At 54.6% G+C, this 23,745-nt stretch carries 24 protein-coding genes; 9 read left to right on the forward strand and 15 right to left on the reverse strand.

Going from position 1 to position 23,745, the window contains the following annotated elements; translation table 11 throughout:
• Complete coding sequence (locus tag NR114_RS20895) at positions 1 to 1,128, reverse strand: glycosyltransferase family 4 protein (protein ID WP_256814468.1); 1,128 nt, start codon at positions 1,126 to 1,128, stop codon at positions 1 to 3.
• Positions 1,125 to 2,207, reverse strand: coding sequence for a putative lipopolysaccharide heptosyltransferase III (gene rfaQ / locus NR114_RS20900; protein ID WP_256814469.1), 1,083 nt, complete (start codon positions 2,205 to 2,207; stop codon positions 1,125 to 1,127). Before rfaQ ends, NR114_RS20895 begins: the two co-directional genes overlap by 4 nt.
• Before the next feature lie 211 nt (positions 2,208 to 2,418).
• Here rfaQ and NR114_RS20905 point away from each other — a divergent pair, with 211 nt between their 5' ends.
• Entirely contained in the window at positions 2,419 to 3,375 is a 957-nt protein-coding gene (locus NR114_RS20905) for a polysaccharide deacetylase family protein (protein ID WP_116691549.1), read from the forward strand.
• A gap of 1 nt (position 3,376) precedes the next feature.
• Positions 3,377 to 4,480 carry a glycosyltransferase family 9 protein gene (locus NR114_RS20910; RefSeq protein ID WP_116691550.1) on the forward strand — a complete coding sequence of 368 codons (1,104 nt, stop codon included), beginning with the start codon at positions 3,377 to 3,379 and terminating at the stop codon, positions 4,478 to 4,480.
• 49 nt (positions 4,481 to 4,529) lie between these two features.
• Here NR114_RS20910 and NR114_RS20915 read toward each other — a convergent pair whose 3' ends face one another.
• From NR114_RS20915 to rfaD, 5 genes are read right to left on the reverse strand one after another with little or no spacing between them, the layout of a single operon-like run.
• Positions 4,530 to 5,699, reverse strand: coding sequence for an O-antigen ligase (locus tag NR114_RS20915; RefSeq protein WP_256814470.1), 1,170 nt, complete (start codon positions 5,697 to 5,699; stop codon positions 4,530 to 4,532).
• Positions 5,683 to 6,585 (reverse strand): sugar glycosyltransferase, encoded by a 903-nt coding sequence (locus NR114_RS20920; protein ID WP_256814471.1) that lies wholly within the window; start codon positions 6,583 to 6,585, stop codon positions 5,683 to 5,685. Before NR114_RS20920 ends, NR114_RS20915 begins: the two co-directional genes overlap by 17 nt.
• Complete coding sequence (gene rfaC, locus NR114_RS20925) at positions 6,585 to 7,556, reverse strand: lipopolysaccharide heptosyltransferase RfaC (protein WP_116691553.1); 972 nt, start codon at positions 7,554 to 7,556, stop codon at positions 6,585 to 6,587. Before rfaC ends, NR114_RS20920 begins: the two co-directional genes overlap by 1 nt.
• 2 nt (positions 7,557 to 7,558) lie before the next feature.
• Positions 7,559 to 8,605 carry an ADP-heptose--LPS heptosyltransferase RfaF gene (gene rfaF, locus NR114_RS20930; protein ID WP_020837591.1) on the reverse strand — a complete coding sequence of 349 codons (1,047 nt, stop codon included), beginning with the start codon at positions 8,603 to 8,605 and terminating at the stop codon, positions 7,559 to 7,561.
• Positions 8,606 to 8,627: 22 nt separating this feature from the next.
• Positions 8,628 to 9,557, reverse strand: coding sequence for an ADP-glyceromanno-heptose 6-epimerase (gene rfaD / locus NR114_RS20935; RefSeq protein WP_128865466.1), 930 nt, complete (start codon positions 9,555 to 9,557; stop codon positions 8,628 to 8,630).
• Positions 9,558 to 9,797: 240 nt separating this feature from the next.
• Here rfaD and kbl point away from each other — a divergent pair, with 240 nt between their 5' ends.
• Together kbl and tdh are read left to right on the forward strand one after the other, a co-directional pair.
• Positions 9,798 to 10,994 carry a glycine C-acetyltransferase gene (kbl, locus tag NR114_RS20940; RefSeq protein WP_256814472.1) on the forward strand — a complete coding sequence of 399 codons (1,197 nt, stop codon included), beginning with the start codon at positions 9,798 to 9,800 and terminating at the stop codon, positions 10,992 to 10,994.
• A gap of 9 nt (positions 10,995 to 11,003) precedes the next feature.
• Positions 11,004 to 12,029 (forward strand): L-threonine 3-dehydrogenase, encoded by a 1,026-nt coding sequence (gene tdh, locus NR114_RS20945; protein ID WP_044554904.1) that lies wholly within the window; start codon positions 11,004 to 11,006, stop codon positions 12,027 to 12,029.
• A gap of 32 nt (positions 12,030 to 12,061) precedes the next feature.
• Here tdh and NR114_RS20950 read toward each other — a convergent pair whose 3' ends face one another.
• From NR114_RS20950 to gpmM, 3 genes are read right to left on the reverse strand one after another with little or no spacing between them, the layout of a single operon-like run.
• The gene (locus NR114_RS20950) at positions 12,062 to 13,027 is read right to left on the reverse strand and encodes a divergent polysaccharide deacetylase family protein (RefSeq protein WP_115060818.1); all 966 of its coding nucleotides are present in this window, start codon (positions 13,025 to 13,027) and stop codon (positions 12,062 to 12,064) included.
• Between the two features lie 2 nt (positions 13,028 to 13,029).
• Positions 13,030 to 14,364 carry a murein hydrolase activator EnvC gene (gene envC / locus NR114_RS20955; protein WP_256814473.1) on the reverse strand — a complete coding sequence of 445 codons (1,335 nt, stop codon included), beginning with the start codon at positions 14,362 to 14,364 and terminating at the stop codon, positions 13,030 to 13,032.
• Between the two features lie 9 nt (positions 14,365 to 14,373).
• Positions 14,374 to 15,918, reverse strand: a complete 1,545-nt coding sequence (gene gpmM, locus NR114_RS20960; protein ID WP_115060817.1) for a 2,3-bisphosphoglycerate-independent phosphoglycerate mutase — start codon at positions 15,916 to 15,918, stop codon at positions 14,374 to 14,376.
• 298 nt (positions 15,919 to 16,216) lie between these two features.
• Between gpmM and NR114_RS20965 the strand changes: the two genes are divergently transcribed.
• The 5 genes from NR114_RS20965 (at position 16,217) to cysE (ending at position 19,405) form a co-directional block, all read left to right on the forward strand.
• Positions 16,217 to 16,651, forward strand: a complete 435-nt coding sequence (locus NR114_RS20965; RefSeq protein WP_020837580.1) for a rhodanese-like domain-containing protein — start codon at positions 16,217 to 16,219, stop codon at positions 16,649 to 16,651.
• A gap of 28 nt (positions 16,652 to 16,679) precedes the next feature.
• Positions 16,680 to 16,928 (forward strand): glutaredoxin 3, encoded by a 249-nt coding sequence (grxC, locus tag NR114_RS20970; RefSeq protein ID WP_012147490.1) that lies wholly within the window; start codon positions 16,680 to 16,682, stop codon positions 16,926 to 16,928.
• Between the two features lie 59 nt (positions 16,929 to 16,987).
• Positions 16,988 to 17,458 carry a protein-export chaperone SecB gene (gene secB, locus NR114_RS20975; protein WP_020837579.1) on the forward strand — a complete coding sequence of 157 codons (471 nt, stop codon included), beginning with the start codon at positions 16,988 to 16,990 and terminating at the stop codon, positions 17,456 to 17,458.
• Positions 17,458 to 18,477: an NAD(P)H-dependent glycerol-3-phosphate dehydrogenase gene (gene gpsA / locus NR114_RS20980; protein ID WP_256814474.1), complete on the forward strand. Its 1,020-nt coding sequence runs from the start codon at positions 17,458 to 17,460 to the stop codon at positions 18,475 to 18,477. The genes secB and gpsA overlap by 1 nt, the downstream gene beginning before the upstream one ends.
• Positions 18,478 to 18,583: 106 nt before the next feature.
• Positions 18,584 to 19,405 (forward strand): serine O-acetyltransferase, encoded by an 822-nt coding sequence (gene cysE / locus NR114_RS20985; RefSeq protein WP_046374883.1) that lies wholly within the window; start codon positions 18,584 to 18,586, stop codon positions 19,403 to 19,405.
• A 63-nt stretch (positions 19,406 to 19,468) separates the two neighbouring features.
• On the opposite strand, the gene NR114_RS20990 is transcribed toward cysE, so the two are convergent.
• The 5 genes from NR114_RS20990 to cpxR form a co-directional block, all read right to left on the reverse strand.
• Positions 19,469 to 20,140: a DUF3313 domain-containing protein gene (locus tag NR114_RS20990; RefSeq protein WP_020837576.1), complete on the reverse strand. Its 672-nt coding sequence runs from the start codon at positions 20,138 to 20,140 to the stop codon at positions 19,469 to 19,471.
• A gap of 133 nt (positions 20,141 to 20,273) precedes the next feature.
• Entirely contained in the window at positions 20,274 to 21,023 is a 750-nt protein-coding gene (locus tag NR114_RS20995) for a CHAD domain-containing protein (protein ID WP_256814475.1), read from the reverse strand.
• A 62-nt stretch (positions 21,024 to 21,085) separates the two neighbouring features.
• The gene (trmL, locus tag NR114_RS21000; protein ID WP_020837573.1) at positions 21,086 to 21,559 is read right to left on the reverse strand and encodes a tRNA (uridine(34)/cytosine(34)/5-carboxymethylaminomethyluridine(34)-2'-O)-methyltransferase TrmL; all 474 of its coding nucleotides are present in this window, start codon (positions 21,557 to 21,559) and stop codon (positions 21,086 to 21,088) included.
• Positions 21,560 to 21,622: 63 nt separating this feature from the next.
• Positions 21,623 to 22,996 carry an envelope stress sensor histidine kinase CpxA gene (gene cpxA / locus NR114_RS21005; RefSeq protein WP_020837572.1) on the reverse strand — a complete coding sequence of 458 codons (1,374 nt, stop codon included), beginning with the start codon at positions 22,994 to 22,996 and terminating at the stop codon, positions 21,623 to 21,625.
• Entirely contained in the window at positions 22,993 to 23,691 is a 699-nt protein-coding gene (gene cpxR, locus NR114_RS21010; protein WP_004953234.1) for an envelope stress response regulator transcription factor CpxR, read from the reverse strand. Before cpxR ends, cpxA begins: the two co-directional genes overlap by 4 nt.
• Positions 23,692 to 23,745: the final 54 nt, after the last annotated feature.

Below are 23,745 nucleotides of genomic sequence, written 5' to 3' on the forward strand. Positions count from 1 at the left end.
TTAATCCAGCAGCCGGTTATAAAGGGATATCAGCTGTTCCGACAGGTGTGCCGGGGTAGCCGACATGATACGTAATCTTGCGGCTTCACCCATGGTGGAACCCTGAGCCTGATGTGGCAACGCGGTGATCGCCTCGATCAGCGCCGGTACGTCGAGGGCATCGGTCACAAACCCATTTTGCCCCTGAGTGATAAACTCGGCACCGCCACAGGTGGTGCTGGTGATCACCGGCAGTCCACAGGACATGGCTTCAAGAATCACATTGGGGAACGGGTCGTACAACGTCGGTAATAACAGCGCATCGGCAGCCTGGTAGAAGGGCAGTGTTTGTTTCTGCACTCCCATAAACCGCACCCGTTCGCTGCAACCGAGCGACTGCGCCAGCGCCTGATAGCGTTTTTCAGCCTTATCCTTGCCTACCACCAGCAGATAGCTGTCAGTGGCCGCGACGGCGCGAATGGCGGCGGCCAGCCCCTTGCGTTCAAAACCTGAGCCGACAAAAATCAGGCAGTGCGCCTGTTGCGGGATCTGGTATTGCTGACGTAGCTGCTGTCGCTGTTCGGCATTGGCGGGCAGAAATTTTTGATTATCAATGGCGTTGTAGATCACCGTGATTTTATCGGCGGGAACGCCGAAATCATCGATGATTTCCTGTTTAATCATTTCGGCGTTGCAGATAACCGCTTTCAGCTCTGGAGCGGCATACATCGCCCGTTCTGCACACATCACGTAACGGTGGTAGCGGTTGGAGAACAGCCACTTGCGGCGCCATTCCGGCAGCAGGCGCGCCCGCTGCAATAACCAGCGGCGATGCACGCCATCGCCGGCGCGATAAATATCGCAGCCCGGAATGCGCTCATGGCTTTGCACCAAATCGAAGCGTTCCTTTTGCCACAGGGCTCTGGCCGCGTCGGCAAAGCCGCGTTCACGGCTGATGCGGCCAAATTTCAGCGGATTGCACAGGTGAATGTGCCAGTTCGGGTTGGCATCACCCTGCCATTCGCGGGTGATGACGTTAAGATCCAGGTCCTGCTGTTCCAGCGCCTCCAGGGCGCGTGAGACGAAACGCTCAGCTCCACCGTCCGGGCGGTATTTTTGGCGAACGATCGCCAAACGAAATGCTTTCATGCCAGCGTGCTCCGCGCGGCTGCAATCACCGCGTCTGTAGGAATAAGGTCCAGATAACGTTCATCGGTGCCGGTATCAATGGCGTCTGGATCGGGCAAGGTGCCATAATCACCGGCCCATATCACATGGCCAATGACCTGCCATGGACGCCAGAACACCAGCTTGGAAGGGCCAAACAGCGCGACGCAAGGGGTCTGCAGCGCGGCGGCCATGTGCATAGGCACCGAATCTACGCCGATAAACAGTTTAGCGTGGTCGATCAGGGCGGCCAGTTGCCGCAGCGTCAGTTGCCCAGCCAGGGACACTACACCCTGTGGCGGATAGAGCGCCAGAATGCGCGCCACCATTTCGCGTTCTTTTTGATCCGGGCCAGAGGTGATCACCAATGAGTGACCGTCGGCCTGCAACGCGCTGATGGTGGCGGCCATTTTTTCTTCGCTCCAGCATTTGAAGAACCAGCGGGAAGTGGGTTGCACCACAATGTAATCGCCGGTAATGCCCTGTTGCTGCAACAGCTGCTCGCAGGCTTGCCAGTCCTGAGATGGATAGCTCATGGTAACCTGCTGACTGACGCCTGGCAGGCCAAGCGGCTGTAACAGAGACAGGTTTTGTTCAACGGTATGCAAGCGGGCATGATCGCTGACCGGTACCAAATGCGTGTGGCAGTAGCGCCATAAAAAGCCCTGACGCTTGGGGAAATCAAATCCCAGCCGGATACGTGCGCCGGTCAGCCGGGCGAGAATAGCGCTACGCCACTGATCGGCCAGGTTGACCACCAGATCGTAATGCCGGGCCTTAAGCTGTCGGATCAGATTCAGTTCATGACTCAGGTGCGCTTTCGTACCCTGTTTTTTCCATTGACGATCGATCACGAAGACGTTCGACAAGGCCGGATGGCTGGCCAGCATATCCTGGGTTTCTTTATACAGCAGTACGTCGATCTGCGCCTGCGGGTAGTTTTGCTGCAGGGTATTGATGACCGGCGTAATCAGCAACATGTCGCCGTGGTGGCGAAGTTTAACGATCAAAATACGCTGTATCGAGGTATCAGGAGCAAGGGCTGGCGCGTCGTTCATCATGAGTCGCTTTCAGGGAAACCAATCTTTGATTCTAAATGACCCGATCGCATGTGGCTACTGTTGCACGGTTTTCTTGCCGTGAAGAGAAAAAATAGGCTTGGGAAGTGACAAATTGCCTTCAACGTTGTCAAAACCAGGCACTAAAGTCGTTTGCCCTGGCGAAACGCCCTGCGTAACATAATGCATTCTGTTGATATCAGGCCCGATATTTATGACCAAACCGGCATTTCTCATCACCATTGATACCGAAGGCGACAATCTGTGGCAAAACCACGATCGCATTTCGACCGATAACACGCGCTTTTTGCCGCGCTTTCAGGCGTTGTGTGAGAAATATGGCTTTAAGCCGGTGTACCTCACCAACTATGAAATGGCGATGGATGCAGAATATGTCGAGTTCGCTCGCGATGTGATTGCCCGCGGCACCGGCGAAGTGGGAATGCATCTGCATGCCTGGAACAGCCCACCGCTGACGCCGTTGACCGAAGATGACTGGCGACACAAACCTTATCTGATCGAATACCCGGCCGAGCAAATCCGAGCCAAGGTCGATCACATGACCAAACTGCTCGAAGACAGCTTCCAAACAAAAATGCTCAGCCATCGCGCCGGGCGTTGGGCGTTTAACGAATACTATGCCGCCTTGCTGCTGGAGTATGGTTATCAGGTGGATTGCTCGGTTACGCCGCGCGTTAACTGGCAGTACTCACCGGGCAACCCGCAGGGTAACGGCGGCACTGACTATCGCCATTTCCCATCGCAAGCCTATTTTATCGATCCGGAAAATATCGCCAAAGCGGGTTCCTCATCTCTGCTGGAAGTGCCGATGAGCATTCAATATAAGCATTCTGCGCTGATGAATACGCTGAAGCAGGGTTACGATCGGCTGCGTGGCAAACAACGTTCGCCGTCGGTTAACTGGCTGCGCCCAAGCGGCGGCAACCTGGAAAAAATGAAGCTTGTGGCTGAGCGCTGTTTGGCGCAGGGGCATGATTACGTGGAATTTATGCTCCACTCTTCCGAGTTTATGCCGGGGGGCAGCCCAACCTTTAAGACCGAGCAGGATATTGAAGTGTTGTACCGTGATCTAGAGCAACTGTTCGTCTGGCTGCAGCAGCGTACGGTTGGTATGACGCTGGCCGAGTATTATCAACTTAAAGTGAACTGAGATGTCGAAGCAATGGAAATTAAAGTTGGCGAATGCCTGTCTCCGACTTTATACAAAACTTGGTAGTAATTTTAAAGATAAGCGTTCGTTTGATAAAAGCCGTGAGTTTGAGCGTATTGTTATTTTCTCGACAACCGCGCTGGGCGATTTGATGTTTAATACTCCGGCGATTCGCGCTATCCATGAACGCTATCCCGCTGCGGAGATTACTCTGGTCTCAAGTCACAAGAATAGAGGTCTGGTAGGAACTAGTCCTTATTTTAGTAGTGTGATTTATTGGGATCACAAAGCAAAAGATATGCTCAGCGTGATCTGCCAGCTGAAGAAAAAAAGACCGCAATTGGCAATAATTCTGCACTCTAAAGCGCCTTATGATGTCATCACTGCGATATTCGCGGGTTGTGAATACGTATTTAAGGACGTCTATAAGAACGATTTGGCGGGCATGGACCAGTGGCTGACGGGCATTAGCATTCGTGGCAAGGGTCATTTGATTCAGCGTAAACTGGAGCTAGTGGGGTTATTAGGTTGTGACACTGATAACCGAGAAATGTTTATCCCTGTAGATTTTCCGCAACAGCAAAAGCAGCTGAATAAAATTGTGGTGGGCTTCCAAATGGGGGCTTCTGAATCACTACGTTGTTGGCCAGTAGCCAGATTTGTCGGCTTGGCAAAAATGCTGCTGGCGCATTCTCCAGATTACAGTATCGCCCTGATTGGAACGCCGAAAGAACAAGATATTGAGTGTGAATTTATGGCGGGGTTGACGGCGGAAGAGCGAGAGCGAGTGGTCAGCTATATTGGAAAAACTACCCTACCACAACTGTTGGCGGTGATGAAAAACATGGACGTACTGGTTACCGGCGATACCGGTCCGTTACATCTGGCTATTGCGTTGAAAACGAGAACTGTCAGCCTGTTTGCGAGTGCAAATCCAGAACAAACGGGGCCCTATCAGAATCCTGAACTTCATCGGGTGATACACGTCCCGGTAGAAACACAGCAGCTGGGAGCAGAACAACGTTATCAACCCTTAAGCATCATTACCAGTCAAGAGGTGATGGAGAAGGTAATAAAGTTGCTCGGTGAAAAGTCAAAGGTTTAGATAATTACAACAGAATAGCGCCATCATTGATAATGATGGCGCTATTTGATTACGGTAGGTGAGGTTTCAGTCTGGTGGACATAATGACACCCAAAGGGAACCAGAATAGATACCAGGATTCAGATGGGTTACCTACGACGAACATGCCCTGCGAGGTATAAAATAGCAGCATGAAAATAAACAGCGCTGCTTCCAATCGCATGCCGTTGCGCCGGCGTCGCAGTGTTAACATGCAGCTATAGCCCAAAACCGCGAATAACATACCCAATCCGACTAGACCACCCTTCAGTAATGATCCCAAATAAAGGCTGTGTGTAGTGGTTATATTTTCACCAGAGTAATTGGTGAAAGCCAGCTCTGAATTGAAGCCATAACCAAAATAAGGTGCTTGGCTTACCAGGTCGAAAGTATGAAGCCAGATGCTAAAACGTAAGAAACTCTGCACATGTATCTCTTCAAAACGGGCTAACACTAATTGCCCAATTTCGGATGAAAAAATTGTTATCCCAATGGCTATTAAGGCAATGAAGAAACAGGCGACATGTTTGAGTTTCAAATGTTTATAGGGTAATACCACCAGCATCGCAATCAGTAATGAAAGCACGGGTCCACGGCTTTGAGTGAGCAGCATCGTGCCTAAAAATATTGGAATGGTGAGCAAAATCATCCGGCTCTTTTTTTCGCGGAATATGATCAGGCTTAGTATCACCCCGATTCCGGCTAACCCTGCCAGATCAATCACATTTTCTGGGCCTGGATTACTTTTTGATACTTGTCTGCTGATCAAGATATCGTGATAATCAAAAGTGATTGAGAACAGGCACAGACTAGTTAATCCTAAAACAATGCATATAAACAATAAGTTACGTTGCATTCCATTAAGTATGGAGATCAGCATGGCCAAATAAATTAGCAGGTAAACGCTGTGCGTCAGGGTTGATTCGATATTGGCAGGATCGTTTGACCACAGGTTGCTAAAAGAAAAGTAAAGCAGCATTGCAGCAGTAAGGCCCAGGCCGCGACGGATTTCATTGCTACGGAAGAAAGTCAGCCGAAAGTCTTTATCAAAATAAAGAGTAATGACGAAAAAAATAGCCGAAAGATGAAACAAATTATTAACTTTCGTATAGCTATAGAAAATAGCGCTGAAAAATGAAAAAAGGAAAAAAAATACCACATACAATTTTTGTACGTAGTAAGGGTTATTTGAAAGTTTCATCCGGGTCGACCTTGTCGAAAATATCATTACTGATGGCACTGGTGATGGAAAGGTTTTTTATAATAATATTCTTGGCCTTCATCAATTTGCTGGCATGGCTGAAAGAAGGCATAACTTGCACGGTAACCTTGTTTTCGAGCTCGGTTGGCAATTTATTATCTGCAGACTCATAAAATCGCGGCTGGTGGAAATTATTCATATCCAGCCCAATGATATACAACCGTTCAAAACCTAAGAAAGTCAGGATCTGTAAAGCCCAGTAAGCTACCGTTCCAGCGTCGAAGATGCCGCTGCGAATATCGTGATTGAAGGCAATATCCTTTCGATCAGTGGCGAAAATGACATCACGATTATCTTGGTAGACTGACCAGAGTTCATCATTGGTAATTTTGGGTTGATAGATTTTGTATGCAGCATCCTCTATCACAGCAAAGCGGCATTTCACTCGCTCCAGCCCGAACCTGTCGATGATTTTAGCCACGCAGTGCACCGTGGTAAACAGCGTCAGCCGTTGATCATCGATAATATCGCTGATGATTTCCGGTTTTTGATCTATAAAGCCTATATCGACAATGACATAAAATCTAAAATCCACTCTGTCGTGCAGAAAATAAGCGCCATTGACGCCCATTGCTGGCATGCTCGGAAATTTTTCCAAGTGAAGATTTTTCACTGACGGACCGGTGGCTGTTAGCAAGATATCACCAGCGAATTGTCCCTTTAAATCGGCTAACTGTTCTAGCGGTACATGTTGCTTTTTGTACCGTAGTTCGACGATTTCTCCGCTGGCAGCGCGTTTAATTTTTACGTAGGGCCAGAGATTTTCGTTATGCCGAAAAGGACGAGTGTGAGTATAGCGATATATCTGCTTGAAGAATGTTCCCATTATACGGCCATCCTTTCACAAATGAGCTCAGCAACTTTTTGTGCGGTAATGTCTGCCATACTGTTGCCATGAGTGGGGCGACAGGCGTATTGATTCTGACCGTAACCACCGATCAATCCTGGATCGGTGGGACCAAACAGCGTGATATTCGGCCTGTCTAGCGCGGCGGTCAGGTGGCTAAGGCCGGTATCAACCGAGACCACGCATTTCGCACCGGCCAGCACTTCGGCCACCTGCTGCAGACTGAGCTTGGGTAAAACCTCGACGTGCGGGAAACCTTCCGCCAGACGCAGTGCGCGTTGACGCTCGTGCTCTGCGCCCCACGGTAGTTTGATCTTCAAACCGGTTGGCTCAGTTAACGCGATCAGATCGCGCCAGTGTGTTTCCGGCCAGTGTTTCTCATCGCGAGTGGTAGCATGCAAAAACACCAGATACTGGCCGGCATCGGCCGGCAGATGGCTGAGAAAGCGGGCCGCAATGGCGTAATCGCCGACGCTGTCGGGTTTTTCATAGCCCAGGCTTTTGGCAAACAGCTCGCGCGTACGCTCAACGGCATGTTGCTGTTTGTCGATATCGTAGCGGTGGTTGTAGAACCAGCTGGCGAAGGGCTCACGGGCGCTTTTGCTGTCCTGACCGTGTTTGCTACCTTTGGCGATGCGAGTGATCAGCGCGGCGCTTTTGATTAGCCCCTGGGCGTCGATCACCGCGTCGTAATTTCGCTCCTGCACCACGCGTTTAAAGTCGCAGCGTTGCTGGCGAGTTTCACTGCCAAACCAGTTTTTGCGCCAGCGGCGAATCGCCACTGGGATCACGCGGTCCACCGCCGGATGCCAGGTGGGGATTTGGCTGAAGCTTTCCTCAACCACCCAATCAAAGCGAATACCGGGAATGGCCTGCATGGCGTCGGTGAGCGCAGGTAGCGTGTGGAGCACATCTCCCATGGAAGAGGTTTTTACAATCAACACCTGCATGCTTATTCCTCGCTGGCGGCAAGTAACGGCGTCAGCGCGTCCAACACCTGCTGTGGCTGAATATCGATCAGGCTTTGATGGTAACCCTGATCGGCATCGCCTTTGCGTATCTTATGGTAACCGCTAATTAAGCGGATCACTTTGGCCTTGTCGGACAGCGGCGGCGTGAAGTCCGGGCTGCTCGGGCCGTACAAGGCTATCAGCGGTTTATTCAACGCCGCCGCAACGTGCATCAAACCTGAGTCGTTACTGACCACGGCCGAACAGGAGGCCAACAGGATCACCGCTTGCTCCAGCTGAGTTTCCCCAGCCAGGTTCATGCAAAAGCCGCGGGCGTCGTCATCCAGCGCAGCGCGGATCTGTTCGCCCGCCTCGTTATCCTTGGCGGAACCGAACAGGGCGATTTGATAACCCTGATCGATCAGCTTCTGTGCCAGAGCGGCATAGTGATAATGCGGCCAGCGTTTGGCCGGACCGAACTCGGCGCCGGGGCAAAAGCCGATGATCGGCCGATGATCGGTCAGGTTGAAGGCGGCGGTAGTTTCGGCAATCTCTTCGTCGCTGACCTGCAGTTGCGGCCACAGTAGCGGCTGCGGCAGATCTTCTGCGCGTTGAATACGTTGCTTGTCATAGGCTAGCGCGACATAACGCTGCACCATCAGCGGGAAGGCGGCCTTGTCCAGTACGCGAATATCATTCAGCAGGCCATAGCGCATTTCCCCGCGCCAACCAACGCGCCGTGGCACCTGGGCAAAGAAGGGCACCAGCGCAGATTTGAAGGAGTTCGGCAGCACATAAGCGCGATCGTATCCGTTAGCGCGCAGGGCATGCCCGAGACGTCGACGCTCACCGAGTGCCAACGCGCCGTGGCCTAACGGCATCGACAGGGCCTGGTTGACCTCCGGCATACGCGCCAGCAATGGACGGCACCAGGCCGGCGCCATCACATCAATTTCTGCCGTCGGGTGCTCGGCCTTCAGGGTGCGGTAGAGACTTTGCGACATCATCATATCGCCAACCCATGAAGGGCCGATAACCAGTATTTTCATACCCTACGTTTGTTCCTTCAGCTTAGGCGGTGCGGTTCAACCAGGCCATGTACTCTTTCACGCCTTCGGCGACCGTTTTGAACGGTGCGTCATAGCCGGCGGCGCGCAGCTTGGTCAGGTCGGCCTGGGTAAACGCCTGATAACGACCTTTGAGTTTTTCCGGGAACGGGATGTTTTCCACTGCGCCTTTCTGATGGAAGTCGACTACCGCGTCGGCCACCGCCTGGAAGGTTTCCGCACGGCCGGTGCCGCAGTTGAAGATGCCGGAGACGCCGCTTTTCCAGAACCACAGGTTCACTGCCGCTACGTCGCCGACGTAGATGAAATCACGCTTGAAGTTCTGGCTGCCGTCGAACAGTTTCGGGTTCTCGCCGCGGTTGATCTGGCTGTTCAGGTGGAATGCCACGCTGGCCATGCCGCCCTTGTGGCCTTCGCGCGGGCCGTAGACGTTGAAGTAACGGAAGCCGCAGATTTGCGAGTCTGCCTCCGGCAGAATTTCACGCACGTACTGGTCGAACAGGAATTTCGAGTAGCCGTAAACGTTCAGCGGCTCTTCAAACTGGCGCTCTTCGATAAACTCTTCACGACCGCCGTAGGTGGCTGCAGAAGAGGCGTACAGGAACGGAATTTCGCGATCCAGGCAGTAGTGCAGCAGATCTTTAGAGTACTGATAGTTGTTGTCCATCATGTACTTGCCGTCCCACTCGGTGGTGGACGAGCAGGCACCTTCGTGGAAAACCGCGTCGATTTCACCCAGATCGTCACCGGCCACGATATTGGCGATGAAATCTTCTTTGTCGATATAGTCGGCGATGTCGAGATCGACCAGGTTGGCGAATTTGGTGCCATCTTTCAGGTTATCTACCACCAGGATATCGCGATACCCTGTGTCATTCAGCGCTTTAATGATATTGCTGCCGATCATGCCGGCGCCACCAGTGACGATAATCATTGGGTTACCCCTGTTATTCTGCCCGGTGGGACACGGTGTCCCACGCTCAATGCCGCTTATAATAGCATTTCATGCCGCTGCAAACATCGGACGGGCTCTGAATATCCCGTGATGTCGAGCACTGCAGTACTTTGCCGTGATATCTGCTGCAATTTTCATATTCTCTCCCGCTGATTCTCGTCAGTTTGGTTACAAATCAGTAAAATATGTTGAAAACAGCCCAATCCTGGAGATAACCGAATGTCCGCGTCTTTTTATCAGCAGTTGGAACAACAACTTGAGACCACCCGTAGCGAGGGATTGTTCAAAGAAGAGCGCATTATTACTACCGCTCAGCAGGCTGATATCGCCGTAGCCGACGGCAGCCATGTGATCAATTTCTGCGCCAACAACTACCTGGGCCTGGCTAACCACCCGGCGATGATCGCGGCGGCCAAGGCCGGTATGGACAGCCACGGTTTCGGCATGGCGTCGGTGCGCTTTATTTGTGGCACCCAGGATAGCCATAAACAGCTGGAAAAAAAGCTGGCCGATTTCCTCGGGATGGAAGACGCCATCCTGTATTCCTCTTGTTTTGACGCCAACGGGGGTCTGTTCGAAACCCTGCTGGGTCCGGAAGACGCCATTATCTCTGATGCGTTGAACCATGCTTCGATCATCGACGGTGTCCGCCTGTGCAAGGCGAAGCGCTATCGCTACGCCAACAACGATATGACTGAATTGGCCGCACAGCTGAAGCAGGCCAAGGCTGACGGCGCACGGCACATCATGATCGCCACCGACGGCGTGTTCTCCATGGACGGCGTGATCGCCAACCTGAAAGGCGTGTGCGATCTGGCGGACCAATATCAGGCGTTGGTGATGGTGGATGACTCCCACGCGGTTGGTTTCGTTGGCACCAACGGGCGTGGCACCCACGAGTATTGCGAAGTGATGGGGCGCGTCGACATCATTACCGGTACCTTGGGCAAGGCGTTGGGCGGCGCTTCCGGCGGCTATACCGCGGCGAAGAAAGAGGTTGTGGAGTGGCTGCGTCAGCGGTCGCGCCCTTATCTGTTCTCCAACTCGCTGGCGCCGGCGATTGTTGCAGCGTCGATCAAAGTATTGGAATTGCTGGAAGAGGGCGATGCACTGCGCGATCGCCTGTGGGCCAATGCGAGCCTGTTCCGTGAAAAAATGACCGCGGCGGGCTTTGAGCTGGCCGGGGCCGATCACGCCATCATCCCGGTGATGTTGGGTGAAGCAAAACTGGCGCAGGAATTCGCCAATGCGTTGCTCAAGGAAGGCATCTATGTAACAGGTTTCTTCTATCCGGTGGTGCCGAAAGGCCAGGCACGCATCCGTACCCAGATGTCTGCCGATCATACCCCGGAGCAAATTGAGCGTGCTGTTGCGGCGTTCATTCGTATCGGTAAAGATCTTGGCGTTATTGCATAAGGTAAAACCATGAAAGCATTGTCAAAACTGAAAGCGGAAGAAGGGATTTGGATGACCGATGTGCCTCAGCCGGAGCTGGGTCATAACGACATCATGATTAAAATCCGTAAAACCGCGATCTGCGGTACCGATGTTCATATCTATAACTGGGATGAATGGTCGCAGAAAACCATCCCGGTGCCTATGGTCGTCGGCCACGAATACGTGGGTGAAGTGGTTGCCATCGGCCAGGAAGTCAAAGGGTTCAACGTCGGCGACCGCGTTTCAGGCGAAGGCCATATCACCTGCGGCCATTGCCGCAACTGCCGGGGTGGCCGCACGCACCTGTGTCGCAACACCACCGGTGTGGGCGTGAACCGTCCAGGGTCGTTTGCTGAGTATCTGGTGATCCCGGCGTTCAATGCCTTCAAGATCCCGGACAATATCTCCGATGAACTGGCGTCAATCTTCGACCCGTTCGGCAATGCGGTGCACACCGCGCTGTCGTTTGATTTAGTGGGCGAAGACGTGCTGGTTTCCGGTGCCGGCCCGATTGGCATCATGGCCGCAGCAGTATGTAAGCACGTTGGCGCTCGCCATGTGGTGATTACCGACGTCAATGAATACCGTTTGGATCTGGCGCGTAAAATGGGCGTGACCCGTGCGGTGAACGTCAGCAAAGAAAACCTGAACGACGTGATGGCCGAGTTGGGCATGACCGAAGGGTTTGACGTTGGGCTGGAAATGTCCGGTGCGCCACCGGCGTTTCGTTCGTTGCTCAATGCGATGAACCACGGTGGGCGTATTGCCATGCTGGGTATTCCACCGTCGGATATGTCGATCGACTGGAATCAGGTGATCTTCAAAGGGCTGTTTATCAAAGGGATTTACGGTCGTGAGATGTTTGAAACCTGGTATAAGATGGCGGCGCTGATTCAGTCTGGTTTGGATCTGACGCCTATCATTACTCACCGTTTCTCGATCGACCAATTCCAGCAGGGCTTTGATGCCATGCGTTCCGGCCAGTCCGGGAAAGTGATTTTGAGCTGGGATTAACAGTAAAAAGGGCCGGAATTCCGGCCCTGATTTTATGCTTTAGGTTTGTCTGGCGTTGAGTCCGTCCAGCGTTGCCACTGACGTTTAATGAAGGTCACGGCCGGCGACTGGGTAACGCTTTCGCCGATCACACTCATGACCTTGCCCGCGTTGACTTTTTCCTTCGGCAACTTGACCTTACACTGTTTGATCCCGCCATTGAACGGGTTCTTCGGCTGCGGTTTCTGCGGTTTGACCGGTGGTGGAACATAGCTGCCGCCACTACCGCCGCCCTGTGGTTCGTTCAGCAGCGAGCTGGGTTTCACCAACACGATGTCGCTTGGCAGCGTAGGCAGCATTTGCTGCAGCACTTTCACCGTCGCCGGCCGCGGGTGGCCAATGGCAATAGCGGAACCGTTGCGCCGTGCCAATTCGACCGCCCGGTTGAACTGGCGACGGATATCAGCTTCGCTGGCCGTATCGTCCAGGAACACCTTACGCTTGATCACCTTCACATGGGTGCCGGCCGCCGCTCGGGTGGCCTGGCTGTTGCCGATGGTCATGCTGTCGAGGAAATAGAGCTGATAGCTGTCGAGCGCCTGCATGACTTTCTGCATACCGGGCAAGCTGGAGGTCATGGCGCTGCCCATGTGGTTATTCATACCTACCGCATAGGGCACATTATTGACCGCATTGCGGATAATGCGCTGGATTTCTTCGCTGCTCATGGAAGGCTGCAGCGTGTCACGCTCCAGCGGTTGCTTACTGAGCGGCGCCATCGGCATATGGATCAGTACTTCCCGGCCCTGACTGTGGGCGCGGGTGGCCATTAAGCGGGCATGGGGGGCATTGGGCAGCACTGCAACGGAGATGGCCGTCGGCATTTGCAGCACCGCACCCTCTTCGTGCGGGCGATAGCCCACATCATCGATGACGATGGAGAGTTTCCCTGCCTGTGCGGCGCAGACCTGCAGCAGACAGCCAATCAAGACGGCAGTACGGATTTTGTTATAGCGCAAATCTATCTTCCCAACCACGGTAGTGGGTTAACGGCCTGACCCTGGCGACGAATTTCGAAATAGAGCGATGGCGTTCCCTGGCCTCCGCTGGTACCCACCAAGGCTATCGGTTGGCCGGCGCGCACCTGTGCCCCGACGTTAACCAGTGCACTTTGGTTGTAGCCGTACAGGCTCATGTCACCCTTACCGTGTTCGATGACGACAACCAGGCCATAGCCCTGCAGCCAGTCGGCCAGTAGCACGCGACCGTCGGCGATAGCTTTCACTTCGCTGCCTTCGGCGGCGGAGATCACCATGCCTTTCCAGCGTAGTTCACCTTGCAGCTGTTCACCGAAACCATGCAACGTGCGGCCGCGGACCGGCCATATTGCCTGCCCACCCGGTCTGCCAAGGCCGCCGGTACGGGCCATCAGTGAACGGTCGGCTTCGCTTGGCTTATAGCTGGTGCCGGTTTTCTTCGCCTGCTGTTCTTTGACGCGAACCTGCTCGCGAACCTTGGCGGCCTCACGCGCTTCGCGTTCCGCTCGGGCACGGGCTTCTCGTTCGGCACGGGCAATCTTGTCGCGCATGCGGGTTTCGTTCTGGCGCAGTTCCACCAGACGCTGCTGATCTTTTTCCAGCGAGGCTTCCAGCGCGGTCAGCGTTTTCTTACGTGCACCGCGTGCCTGCTCCAGTTTCTGCTGCTGCGTTTGTTGTTCGCCTAGCAGCGATTTCTGTTGGCCCTGCTTGGCCACCAGCGTGGTTTTTTGCTTTGCCAGCTCGGCGCGGGTTTGCTTCAGTTCTTCAATGGTTTGCTGACGCGCGTCGTTCAGGTAGCCGAAGTAAGCCAAAATACGCTCGCTACGCTGGCTCTCTTCACCGCTGAGGATCAATTGCACGGCGCTGTGCTGGCCCTGGCGGAAGGCGGCATCGAGCTGTTTGGCGAGGATTTCCTGCTGGGTGGATTGCTGCTTTTGCAGCTTGGCGATTGAGGCATTCAGGCCGGAGATATCTTTCCCCAGTTGGCTCAATGTGCTTTGGGTGTCACGCAGCAGGCGGCTGGCCTGCGCGATGGTTTTTTCTTGCTGCTTAAGCTGATCCTGCAATGAGCTGCGCTGTTGCTGCTGCTGCTTAACCGCCTTTTCTTTCTCGGCGATGCTTTGCTGGATGTCTTTGAGCTGGGATTTATTGTCTTCCGCCGCCTGGCTGGCTAACGGCAACAACAAGACGCCAGCGTAAAATACGCTGGCGCACAGGGTGGTTAACTTCCTTGGCGCGGTGCGTTCAGGCAGCGGCTGGCTGCCTGGGGTTGCGCTTCGGGTTACCCTTGATAGTGCAAAAAACGCCTTTTCCCTCATAGGGAAGGATTATTCCACGATGAACAGCGGCTTACCAGTCATCTCTTGCGGGATTTCCATTCCCATCAGCGTCAGCATGGTCGGCGCGATGTCCGAAAGCTTGCCGCCGTTGACTGCGCGGGCAGGCTTGCCGATGTAAATCAGCGGTACCGGAAGGCTGGTGTGGGCGGTGTGCGCCTGACCGGTCGCCGGATCGCGCATTTGCTCGGCATTACCGTGGTCGGCGGTGATCAGCAGTTGCCCGTCGACGGCTTTCACCGCTTCGACGACCTGGGCGATGCAGCCGTCCAGCGTTTCCACCGCTTTCACTGCCGCGTCGTAAACCCCGGTATGACCCACCATATCGCCATTTGGATAATTGCAGATGATGGCGTCGTACTTGCCGCTGTTAATGGCGGTTAGCAGTTTGTCGGTCAGTTCGGCGGCGCTCATTTCTGGCTGCAGATCGTAGGTCGCGACCTTCGGTGAGTTGATCAGCACACGTTCTTCCCCGGCAAACGGCTCTTCAACGCCGCCATTATAGAAGAAGGTGACGTGGGCGTATTTTTCGGTTTCCGAAATGCGCAGCTGGGTTTTGTCGTGCTTCATTAACCATTCGCCGAAGGTGTTGTTCAACGATGCCGGCGGATAGGCGCAGGGAACTTTGATGTCGGCCGCGTATTCGGTCAGCATCACGAAATCACCAAAGTTGATGACTTTGGCGCGTGGGAAACCGTCGAAATCCGCATTTACGAAGGCACGAACGATCTGGCGTGCGCGATCGGCGCGGAAGTTCATGAAAATCAGTGCGTCACCGTCGTGCAGTTCGGCCGTGGCCTCCCCGGCAGTCTGGAGAACGGTCGGCTTGACGAACTCGTCGTTCTCGCCGCGCTGGTAAGCGGCCTGCAGGGCAGCAACGGCGTTGTCGGCGACAAAGTCGCCCTTGGCCTGGGTCAGTAAATCATAAGCCAGTTGAACGCGATCCCAGCGGTTGTCGCGGTCCATGGCGTAGTAACGGCCGATCAGCGATGCGATACGCCCGCAGCCGAGGCTGGCAAAGGCATCGCTAAAGCGTTGCAAGGAGGGTTCAGCACTGCGTGGCGGGGTATCGCGACCGTCGAGGAAGGCATGCAGATAAACGGCTTTTGCACCGCGTTGCGCGGCCAGTTCAATCATGGCCAGAATATGGTCTTCGTGGCTGTGCACGCCGCCCGGCGACAGCAACCCCATGATATGCACTGCTTTGCCGGCCTGCACGGCCTTATCGACCGCCGCCGTCAGCGTTGGGTTAGCGAAGAAATCGCCTTCTTTGATTTCTTTATCCAACCGGGTCAGATCCTGATAAACGATGCGCCCGGCCCCCAGGTTGACGTGGCCGACTTCCGAGTTGCCCATCTGACCGTCAGGCAGGCCAACATCCAGCCCGGATGCGGCGATAAGAGTATGCGGCTGTTGTTGCCACAGGCGATCCATCACCGGCGTTTTGGCGTTCACAATGGCGTTGTCCTGTTGCTCCTCACGGTGGCCGTAGCCGTCCAGGATCACCAGTACCATCGGTTTTTTGTTGCTCGACATTGCATTAACCTCATTATGAATTTTAAGTTGTGAATAGCCATCTGCCCGATGCCGGAGCGATGGCTATTCACCCTAAAAACCGGCCGATTTTACAACGCCGACGGTTAAAAAGAGCCCAGAGAGATCAAAGTTGCGGTCAACAAGGGCGGCTTTTAGGCTGTGGCGCAGAGAATTTCTCAGCGTAGCCCGCAGTTTCTGCACTAGCACTTGCTTATTGGCTGTATTTGCTGCACTCGGCAGGTATACTCTGGAACCTTGAGTTATTTTTTCCTTAAACTGACGGGAGTTGTTACACCCCATGCTGCAAGAAATTATGCAATTCGTTAGCAAGCATCCCATACTGAGCCTGGCCTGGATCGCCCTGCTGGTTGCGGTGATCGTCATGACCTTCAAGAGCAGTTTCTCCAAGGTGAAAGAGATCACCCGTGGTGAAGCCACCCGACTGATTAATAAAGAAGATGCCGTTGTGGTGGATACCCGCAGCCGTGATGATTTCCGCAGAGGCCACCTGGCCAACGCCATTAACCTGACCGCCAGCGAAATCAAAAGCGGCAGCCTGGGCGAGCTGGAAAAACACAAGGCTCAGCCAATCATCGTGGTGTGTGCCAACGGCACGACTTCACGTGAGCCGGCAGAAAACCTGCACAAGGCGGGCTTTGAAAACGTCACTACGCTGAAGGACGGGATTGCCGGCTGGAGCGGGGAAAACCTGCCGTTAGTGCGCGGTAAGTAATTGTTTAACGTAGTTGAGGTGGTAATCCATGGCTAACATTGATATCTACACCAAAGCGACCTGCCCGTTCTGCCATCGCGCTAAAGCGCTGCTGAACAGCAAGGGCGCCGCGTTTAACGAAATCGCCATCGATGGCGATAATGAAAAACGCGAAGCGATGATTGCGCGCAGTGGGCGCACCACCGTGCCTCAGATTTTCATCGATGGCCAACATATCGGCGGCTGCGATGATTTATATGAACTCGATGCTCGTGGTGGTCTGGATCCGCTGCTTTAAGCGGGCCGCTACCGGTTACTGAGTGTCAATAAGGACGTTTAACCAAGGGTATTACACACATGTCAGAACAAAACAGCACAGAGATGGCTTTCCAGATTCAGCGCATTTACACCAAGGATATCTCCTTCGAAGCGCCAAAAGCGCCGCAGGTTTTCCAGCAGGAATGGCAGCCAGAAGTTAAACTGGATCTAGATACCGCTTCCAGCCAGTTGGCTGACGAAGTGTATGAGGTTGTACTGCGCGTAACCGTGACGGCGTCTCTGGGCGAAGAAACTGCGTTCCTGTGTGAAGTGCAGCAGGCGGGCATCTTCTCCGTAGCGGGCATCGACGGCACGCAGCTGGCGCATTGCCTGGGCGCATACTGCCCGAACATTCTGTTCCCGTATGCGCGTGAGTGCATCACCAGCCTGGTTTCTCGCGGTACATTCCCGCAGCTGAACCTGGCACCGGTTAACTTTGACGCGCTGTTCATGAACTATCTGCAGCAGCAGGCGGAAGGCGAAGGTGCCGCACCACATCAGGATGCCTGATGAACAGCGTCAATGCTTCAATGACAGTGATCGGTGCCGGCTCGTACGGCACCGCATTAGCTATTACGCTGGCGCGTAACGGCCACTCCGTGGTGCTCTGGGGCCATAACCCCGAGCAGATTCAAAAAATGCAGCACGATCGCTGCAATCAGGCCTTTCTTCCCGACGTCACCTTCCCCGATACGCTGTTGCTTGAAGCCGATTTGGCCCGTGCGCTGGCGGCTAGCCGCGACGTGCTTGTGGTGGTGCCAAGCCATGTATTCGGTGATGTGCTACGCCAGTTGAAACCGCACTTGCGGTCGGATGCCCGTATCGTTTGGGCGACCAAAGGGCTGGAGGCAGAAACCGGTCGGCTGTTGCAGGACGTGGCGCGCGAAGCACTGGGCGAAGCCATTCCGCTGGCGGTGGTCTCCGGACCGACGTTCGCCAAAGAGCTGGCTGCCGGGCTGCCTACCGCCATTGCGTTGGCCTCTACCGATGCGCAGTTCGCCGATGACTTGCAGCAGTTGCTGCACTGCGGAAAAAGTTTCCGCGTCTACAGCAACCCCGATTTTATCGGCGTGCAGTTGGGCGGGGCGGTGAAAAACGTGATTGCCATTGGCGCTGGGATGTCAGACGGTATCGGGTTTGGTGCCAATGCCCGTACCGCATTGATTACCCGCGGCTTGACGGAAATGACACGCCTTGGCTCTGCGCTGGGTGCCGATCCCTCGACCTTCATGGGCATGGCCGGGCTGGGCGATCTGGTGTTAACCTGCACCGATAACCAATCGCGCAACCGCCGCTTCGGTATTATGCTGGGGCAGGGAAAAGGCGTGCAGGAAGCGCAGGACAGTATAGGTCAGGTGGTCGAAGGCTATCGCAATACCAAAGAGGTATTGGCGTTGGCGCAGCGGCACGGCGTTGAAATGCCGATTACCGAACAGATTTACCAGGTGCTGTACTGCCATAAAGATGCCCGCGAGGCCGCGCTAAGCCTGTTGGGGCGGACCAGAAAAGACGAAAAACACAACGCTTGACCTATAAAATAGAATGCGGGGCGGCATGCTGACCCCGGCAACTGAATTGGGCTGCCTGATTGCTATGCGATGAGGCAGCCTGTTTTGCAAGGCGGAGAGGAACCTGATGTCGTCAGAAGAGTTAGAGCAGGTCTGGAATAGCATTAAATCAGAGGCGAGAGAGCTGGCTGAGTGTGAACCGATGCTGGCTAGCTTTTATCATGCGACGTTGCTCAAGCACGATAACCTGGGCGGTGCGCTCAGCTATATTCTGGCAAACAAGCTGGCAAATCCCATTATGCCGGCCATTGCGGTGCGTGAAGTGGTGGAAGACGCCTACTTAGCCGACCAGCAAATGATCGCTTCGGCCGCCCGTGACATCCTGGCCGTGCGCCTGCGAGACCCGGCGGTAGATAAATATTCAACGCCGCTGCTGTACCTGAAAGGTTTTCATGCGCTGCAGGCCTACCGTATCGGCCACTGGCTGTGGCTGCAGGGGCGGCAGGCATTGGCGATATATCTGCAGAATCAGATTTCGGTCGCTTTCGGCGTGGACATCCACCCGGCGGCCACGATTGGCTGCGGCATTATGCTTGACCACGCTACTGGTATCGTGATCGGTGAAACTGCCGTAGTAGAAAATAACGTGTCTATTCTGCAGTCGGTTACCCTTGGTGGTACCGGAAAGACCAGCGGCGATCGCCATCCGAAGATCCGTGAGGGCGTAATGATTGGCGCTGGGGCTAAAATTCTCGGCAATATCGAAGTGGGTAAAGGCGCTAAAATCGGTGCTGGCTCGGTGGTGCTGCAGTCTGTACCTGCGCATACGACCGCCGCGGGCGTGCCTGCACGCCTCGTCGGCCGGCCAGAAAGCGATACGCCGTCGATGGATATGGACCAGTACTTCAACGGTACCAATCACGGCTTTGAATACGGTGACGGGATTTAATCCGGTGAGTTGACGAATAAAATCGGGGGAGCTTTGGCTCCCCTGATTTGTTTCTTCGCAGGGTTAACCCTGTTTAGGGAAGTTGGTGATGTCTTTAACCATGTCGTCGATCGCGGCTTTGACGTCTTCCGCTGTTACCGGTGAGCTGTCGTTGCTGACGGTTTTACCATAGGCTTTACGAGCGACTTCCAGCACCGTTTTGCCGGTGTCCTGATCGATCAATTCACCTTCGATATACAGCGTGGTGTTTTGGGTTCTGTGACCGCTGGCCGCCATGGTGCTGGCAACCACAGCCGCGACCGGTACCACCTCATAGAATTTCATATCTTCGTTTTCTGCAGACACTGCCGTGATGGCGAGTTTAGCCACCAGCACGCGTGACCCGGCCGGACTATTGAGTACGGTAAAGCGATCTTGAAGCGCGGTTTTAATCCGCTGAGAAGCGTAAGCCTTTATTTTATTCAGCGTATCTTGGCTAACGCGCGTCGTCGGTTTTTCAGCAGGGAAATAGACTACTGGCTCAAAATACAGGCCGCGGTAGTTGGACTCTTTGTAGCTTGGGTCGATCCAGCGCAGCGTTTTGTGGCCGCTTGGTGATGTGGTTTCCTGCAATTTGCTGTAGTCAGACAGGAATCCCGAGTACTGATCCGTTTTGGTTACTTTGGACGAACAGCCCGCCAGTAACAGGCCCGCTGCCAAAACCGCCATGGCAACGCCCAAACGTTGTTTTTTCATACGATTTCCTATGATGAATGTCGATTACCCTTACAAAACATAGCTTATTATCCTCCGGGGCAGTGAATGTTTTCGGCGCTCGCCGTGCCCTGTTTCTGCATTCTTTTGACAGTATCGTGATACGCCGCTGGTTTTAGGCACTCAGCGTTCGCGAAAGTGAAAGCAGTGCCTTTTCTGCTTGCTCCCGCGTCGTCTCCAGCGCCATTTGCCACTGCGGCAACAGCGGCCAGAGATCTTGCTGGTTTTCGGCCTGCTGGCACCAGACAAAACGATCGTGCCAATCTCCGAGTGCGCTTTGTGCCGTTTTCAGGCTGGCGACGGTTTCAGGCGTGATGAGGGAGAGTTGAGAATAGGCTTCGGCAACATAACGCAGACGCTTAACCAGCAGGCGCAGTTGGTGCCGATCGTAATGTATGTCGGCCAATGCCAGGCGTAGCTGTTTTACCTGGAGGCGCAGGCGGAGGGCAACACGACGTTTGATGTGTCGGGGTTGAGTTCGGTGGAAGGTTTTTGGCCAGGTATGTAGCAGAGTGGGAAAGTGGGTCAGCAACGGTTGTGACATCAGCGCGAGTTTACGGCGGTACAGCTCGGTTTTGCGCGTATTGGCCTGCCATGCCAACGGGTGTTGTTCCAGTTCGGCGATCAGCACTTCCAGATCGCGTATCGGCGTAGTGATTTTTCCCAAGTCGGCAGCAGCGCTGCTGAGGCCAGTTACGCCGGGGATACCGCGCAATGGTCGCAGCAGACTTCTGATACGCTGCAGGTTGATGCGTACGTCGTGCAAGGCCTCAACGTCTGAGGTGTCCTGCAAACGCAGCAGCGCCTGATTCAGCGCGCGCTCGAGCCTGCGTAGCTGCTCAGTAATGCTCTTAGCCAAAGCCATGCGATGTCCCCGGAGAGGCAACCTTTCAGTATTATCGTCTCCGCAGGAACGGTTGTCATTGATTAAGACTTAATCAGCGCGCCCGCGTAGTCCAACTGCCGCCAGGCTTCGTACACGACTACCGCGACAGCATTGGACAGGTTCATGCTGCGGCTTTGTGCCTGCATTGGGATGCGGATTTTCTGTTGTGCCGGCAAGGCGTCAAGGATCTCGGCGGGCAGACCGCGAGTTTCCGGTCCGAACAACAGGTAGTCGCCGGCCTGGTAGCTGACTGCGCTGTGTGCCGGGGTGCCTTTGGTGGTCAGGGCAAACAGACGCTGCGGATTTTCGCTGGCGATAAAGGCGGCGTAGTCGGCATGACGTCGGATACTGGCGAATTCATGGTAGTCCAGCCCGGCGCGGCGAAGGCGTTTATCGTCCCACGGGAAGCCCATTGGCTCTATCAGATGCAGTTGAAAACCGGTATTGGCGCACAGACGGATGATATTGCCGGTATTGGGTGGAATTTCAGGTTCGAATAAAACGATGTTCAGCATGTAAAAAGCCCCTCATGACGAGGGGCGCAGAATAGCAAAATCTTACCGGCCTGTCTTAGGCTATCAGCGTTGGTGGAGCGGTAACCACAGCACCAGACGCAGGCCGCCGAGCGGACTGTCTTCCGCTTTCACCCAGCCACGGTGCTGGTTAACTGCCGCCTCTACGATGGCCAGGCCCAGACCTGTCCCGCCGGATGCGCGATCGCGTGCTTCATCGGTTCGATAGAACGGTCGGAATATTTGCTCGCGATCTTCCGCGCTGACACCGGGACCGTCGTCGTCGACCACAATGGTGATGCCTTGGTTGTCTGCGCTGAACGCCACGGCAATATGGGTGTTCGAATAACGCAGGGCATTACGCACGATATTTTCCAGCGCGCTATCCAGCGCACCGGCGTTACCGTACAGGGTCCACGGGCCGGGAGGGGAGGTGATCTCCAGCTGTTTGCCCATTTGTTCGGCTTCGAAGCTGGCGTCGTCCAGCACATCGGCCCACAGTTCGTTGGCCAGCAAGCGCTCACGCACCAACTCACTTTTCTGTTGCCCACGCGACAACACCAGTAAATCGTTAATCATCGAGTCCAGGCGCTGTGCTTCGGTTTCGATACGTGCCAGCTCGTGCCCTTCGCCGTGGCGACGGCGCATTAATGCCGTGGCCAGCTGCAAACGGGTTAGCGGCGTGCGCAACTCATGCGAAATATCGGAGATCAGCCGTTGCTGAGCGGTCATCATGCGTTCCAACGCGCTGACCATTTGGTTAAAACTGGCGCCGGTCGCCAGGAACTCTTGTGGCCCGGCCTCCAGCTCAGGATGCTGTTTCAGGTTGCCACGTGCGACATCGTCCGCCGCATTCTTCAGCTTGCGCGCCGGTTTTGCCAGGCTCCAGGCCAGCCATAGCAGCAAGGGGGCGCTGATCAGCATAGTGACGATCAGCAGCAGCAGCGGCCGGTCGAACATCAGGTTGATAAAATCGGATTGTGGGCTGTTGGCAGGGCGGATCAGGTACAGCTGGTAGTTGTCTTCACCATCCCGCACCGAGAAAGGGCCGACCAGTTCGACACGGCCATATTTCTTCTTCTTCGGATGATCGGCGTTATCGGATTGGCCGATAAAATTGCGCACCAACTGCATTTCGTTGCGCTGCATGTTGCCAATCACCCGGCCTTCGCTGGTGACCAGTAGCAGGCGCTGCCCTGGCGGGGCCCATTTTTCAATGGCGCGGAATAAGCGTCGCCACCACATCAGATCGTTGGCCGGATCGTTTTGCAACTCGGCCTCGACGTGTTGTTCCAGCATCAGCCCCTGCCGCTGTTCGCTGTCCAGCAGCGAGGTCATTTGGCGGGAGTCTAACTTGGGCACCATCAACACCAACATCAGCACCAGGGCCAATGTGAACCAGAAAATGGCGAAGATGCGTGCCGTCAAACTGTTGATCATGTTGCAGATACCATTAAGTAACCCCGACCACGCAGCGTTTTGAACCACGGATGACCGTCTTTGCGGTTCGGCAGCTTACGTCGCAGGTTGGAGATGTGCATATCGATAGCGCGATCAAAAGGCGTCAGTCGTTTACCCAGTACTTCCTGGCTCAGCAGTTCGCGTGACACCACTTGACCAAGGTGCTGCGCCAGCAGGTACAGCAGGGTAAATTCGGTGCCGGTGAGATCCAGCGTTTGGCCGTCGAAGCTGGCTTCCTGGCGACCCGGGTTGAGCTGCAGGCCGTCTACGTCCAGCGTTGGTGCGCCGGTATCGACATTCTGCTGTTGTTCGCTCCAGTTGGAACGGCGCAGAATTGCGCGGATACGTGCCACCAGTTCGCGATCGTTAAAGGGTTTTGGCAGGTAGTCATCGGCGCCCAGTTCCAGGCCCAAAACGCGGTCAAGTTCACTGCCGCGAGCGGTCAGCATGATGACCGGCGTCTGGTGATGCTGACGCAGCTCTTTCAACGTATCGATACCGTTTTTCTTCGGCATCATGATATCGAGCAGTAGCAGATCGATGGAGCTGTCCAGTAGCGACAACGCCTGTTCGCCATCGTAAGCAACCACGATGGTAAAGCCTTCCATTTCAAGCAGTTCTTTTAACAGCGAGGTCAGCTCGCGGTCGTCGTCAACTAACAGAATTTTATTCATTATGTTTTACCTCCTGACGCAAAATACGTCATCAACTGTTGGCATTCCATGACT

The organism is Serratia sp. Ser99 (assembly GCF_024519545.1).
GTDB classification, from domain to species: domain Bacteria; phylum Pseudomonadota; class Gammaproteobacteria; order Enterobacterales; family Enterobacteriaceae; genus Serratia; species Serratia liquefaciens.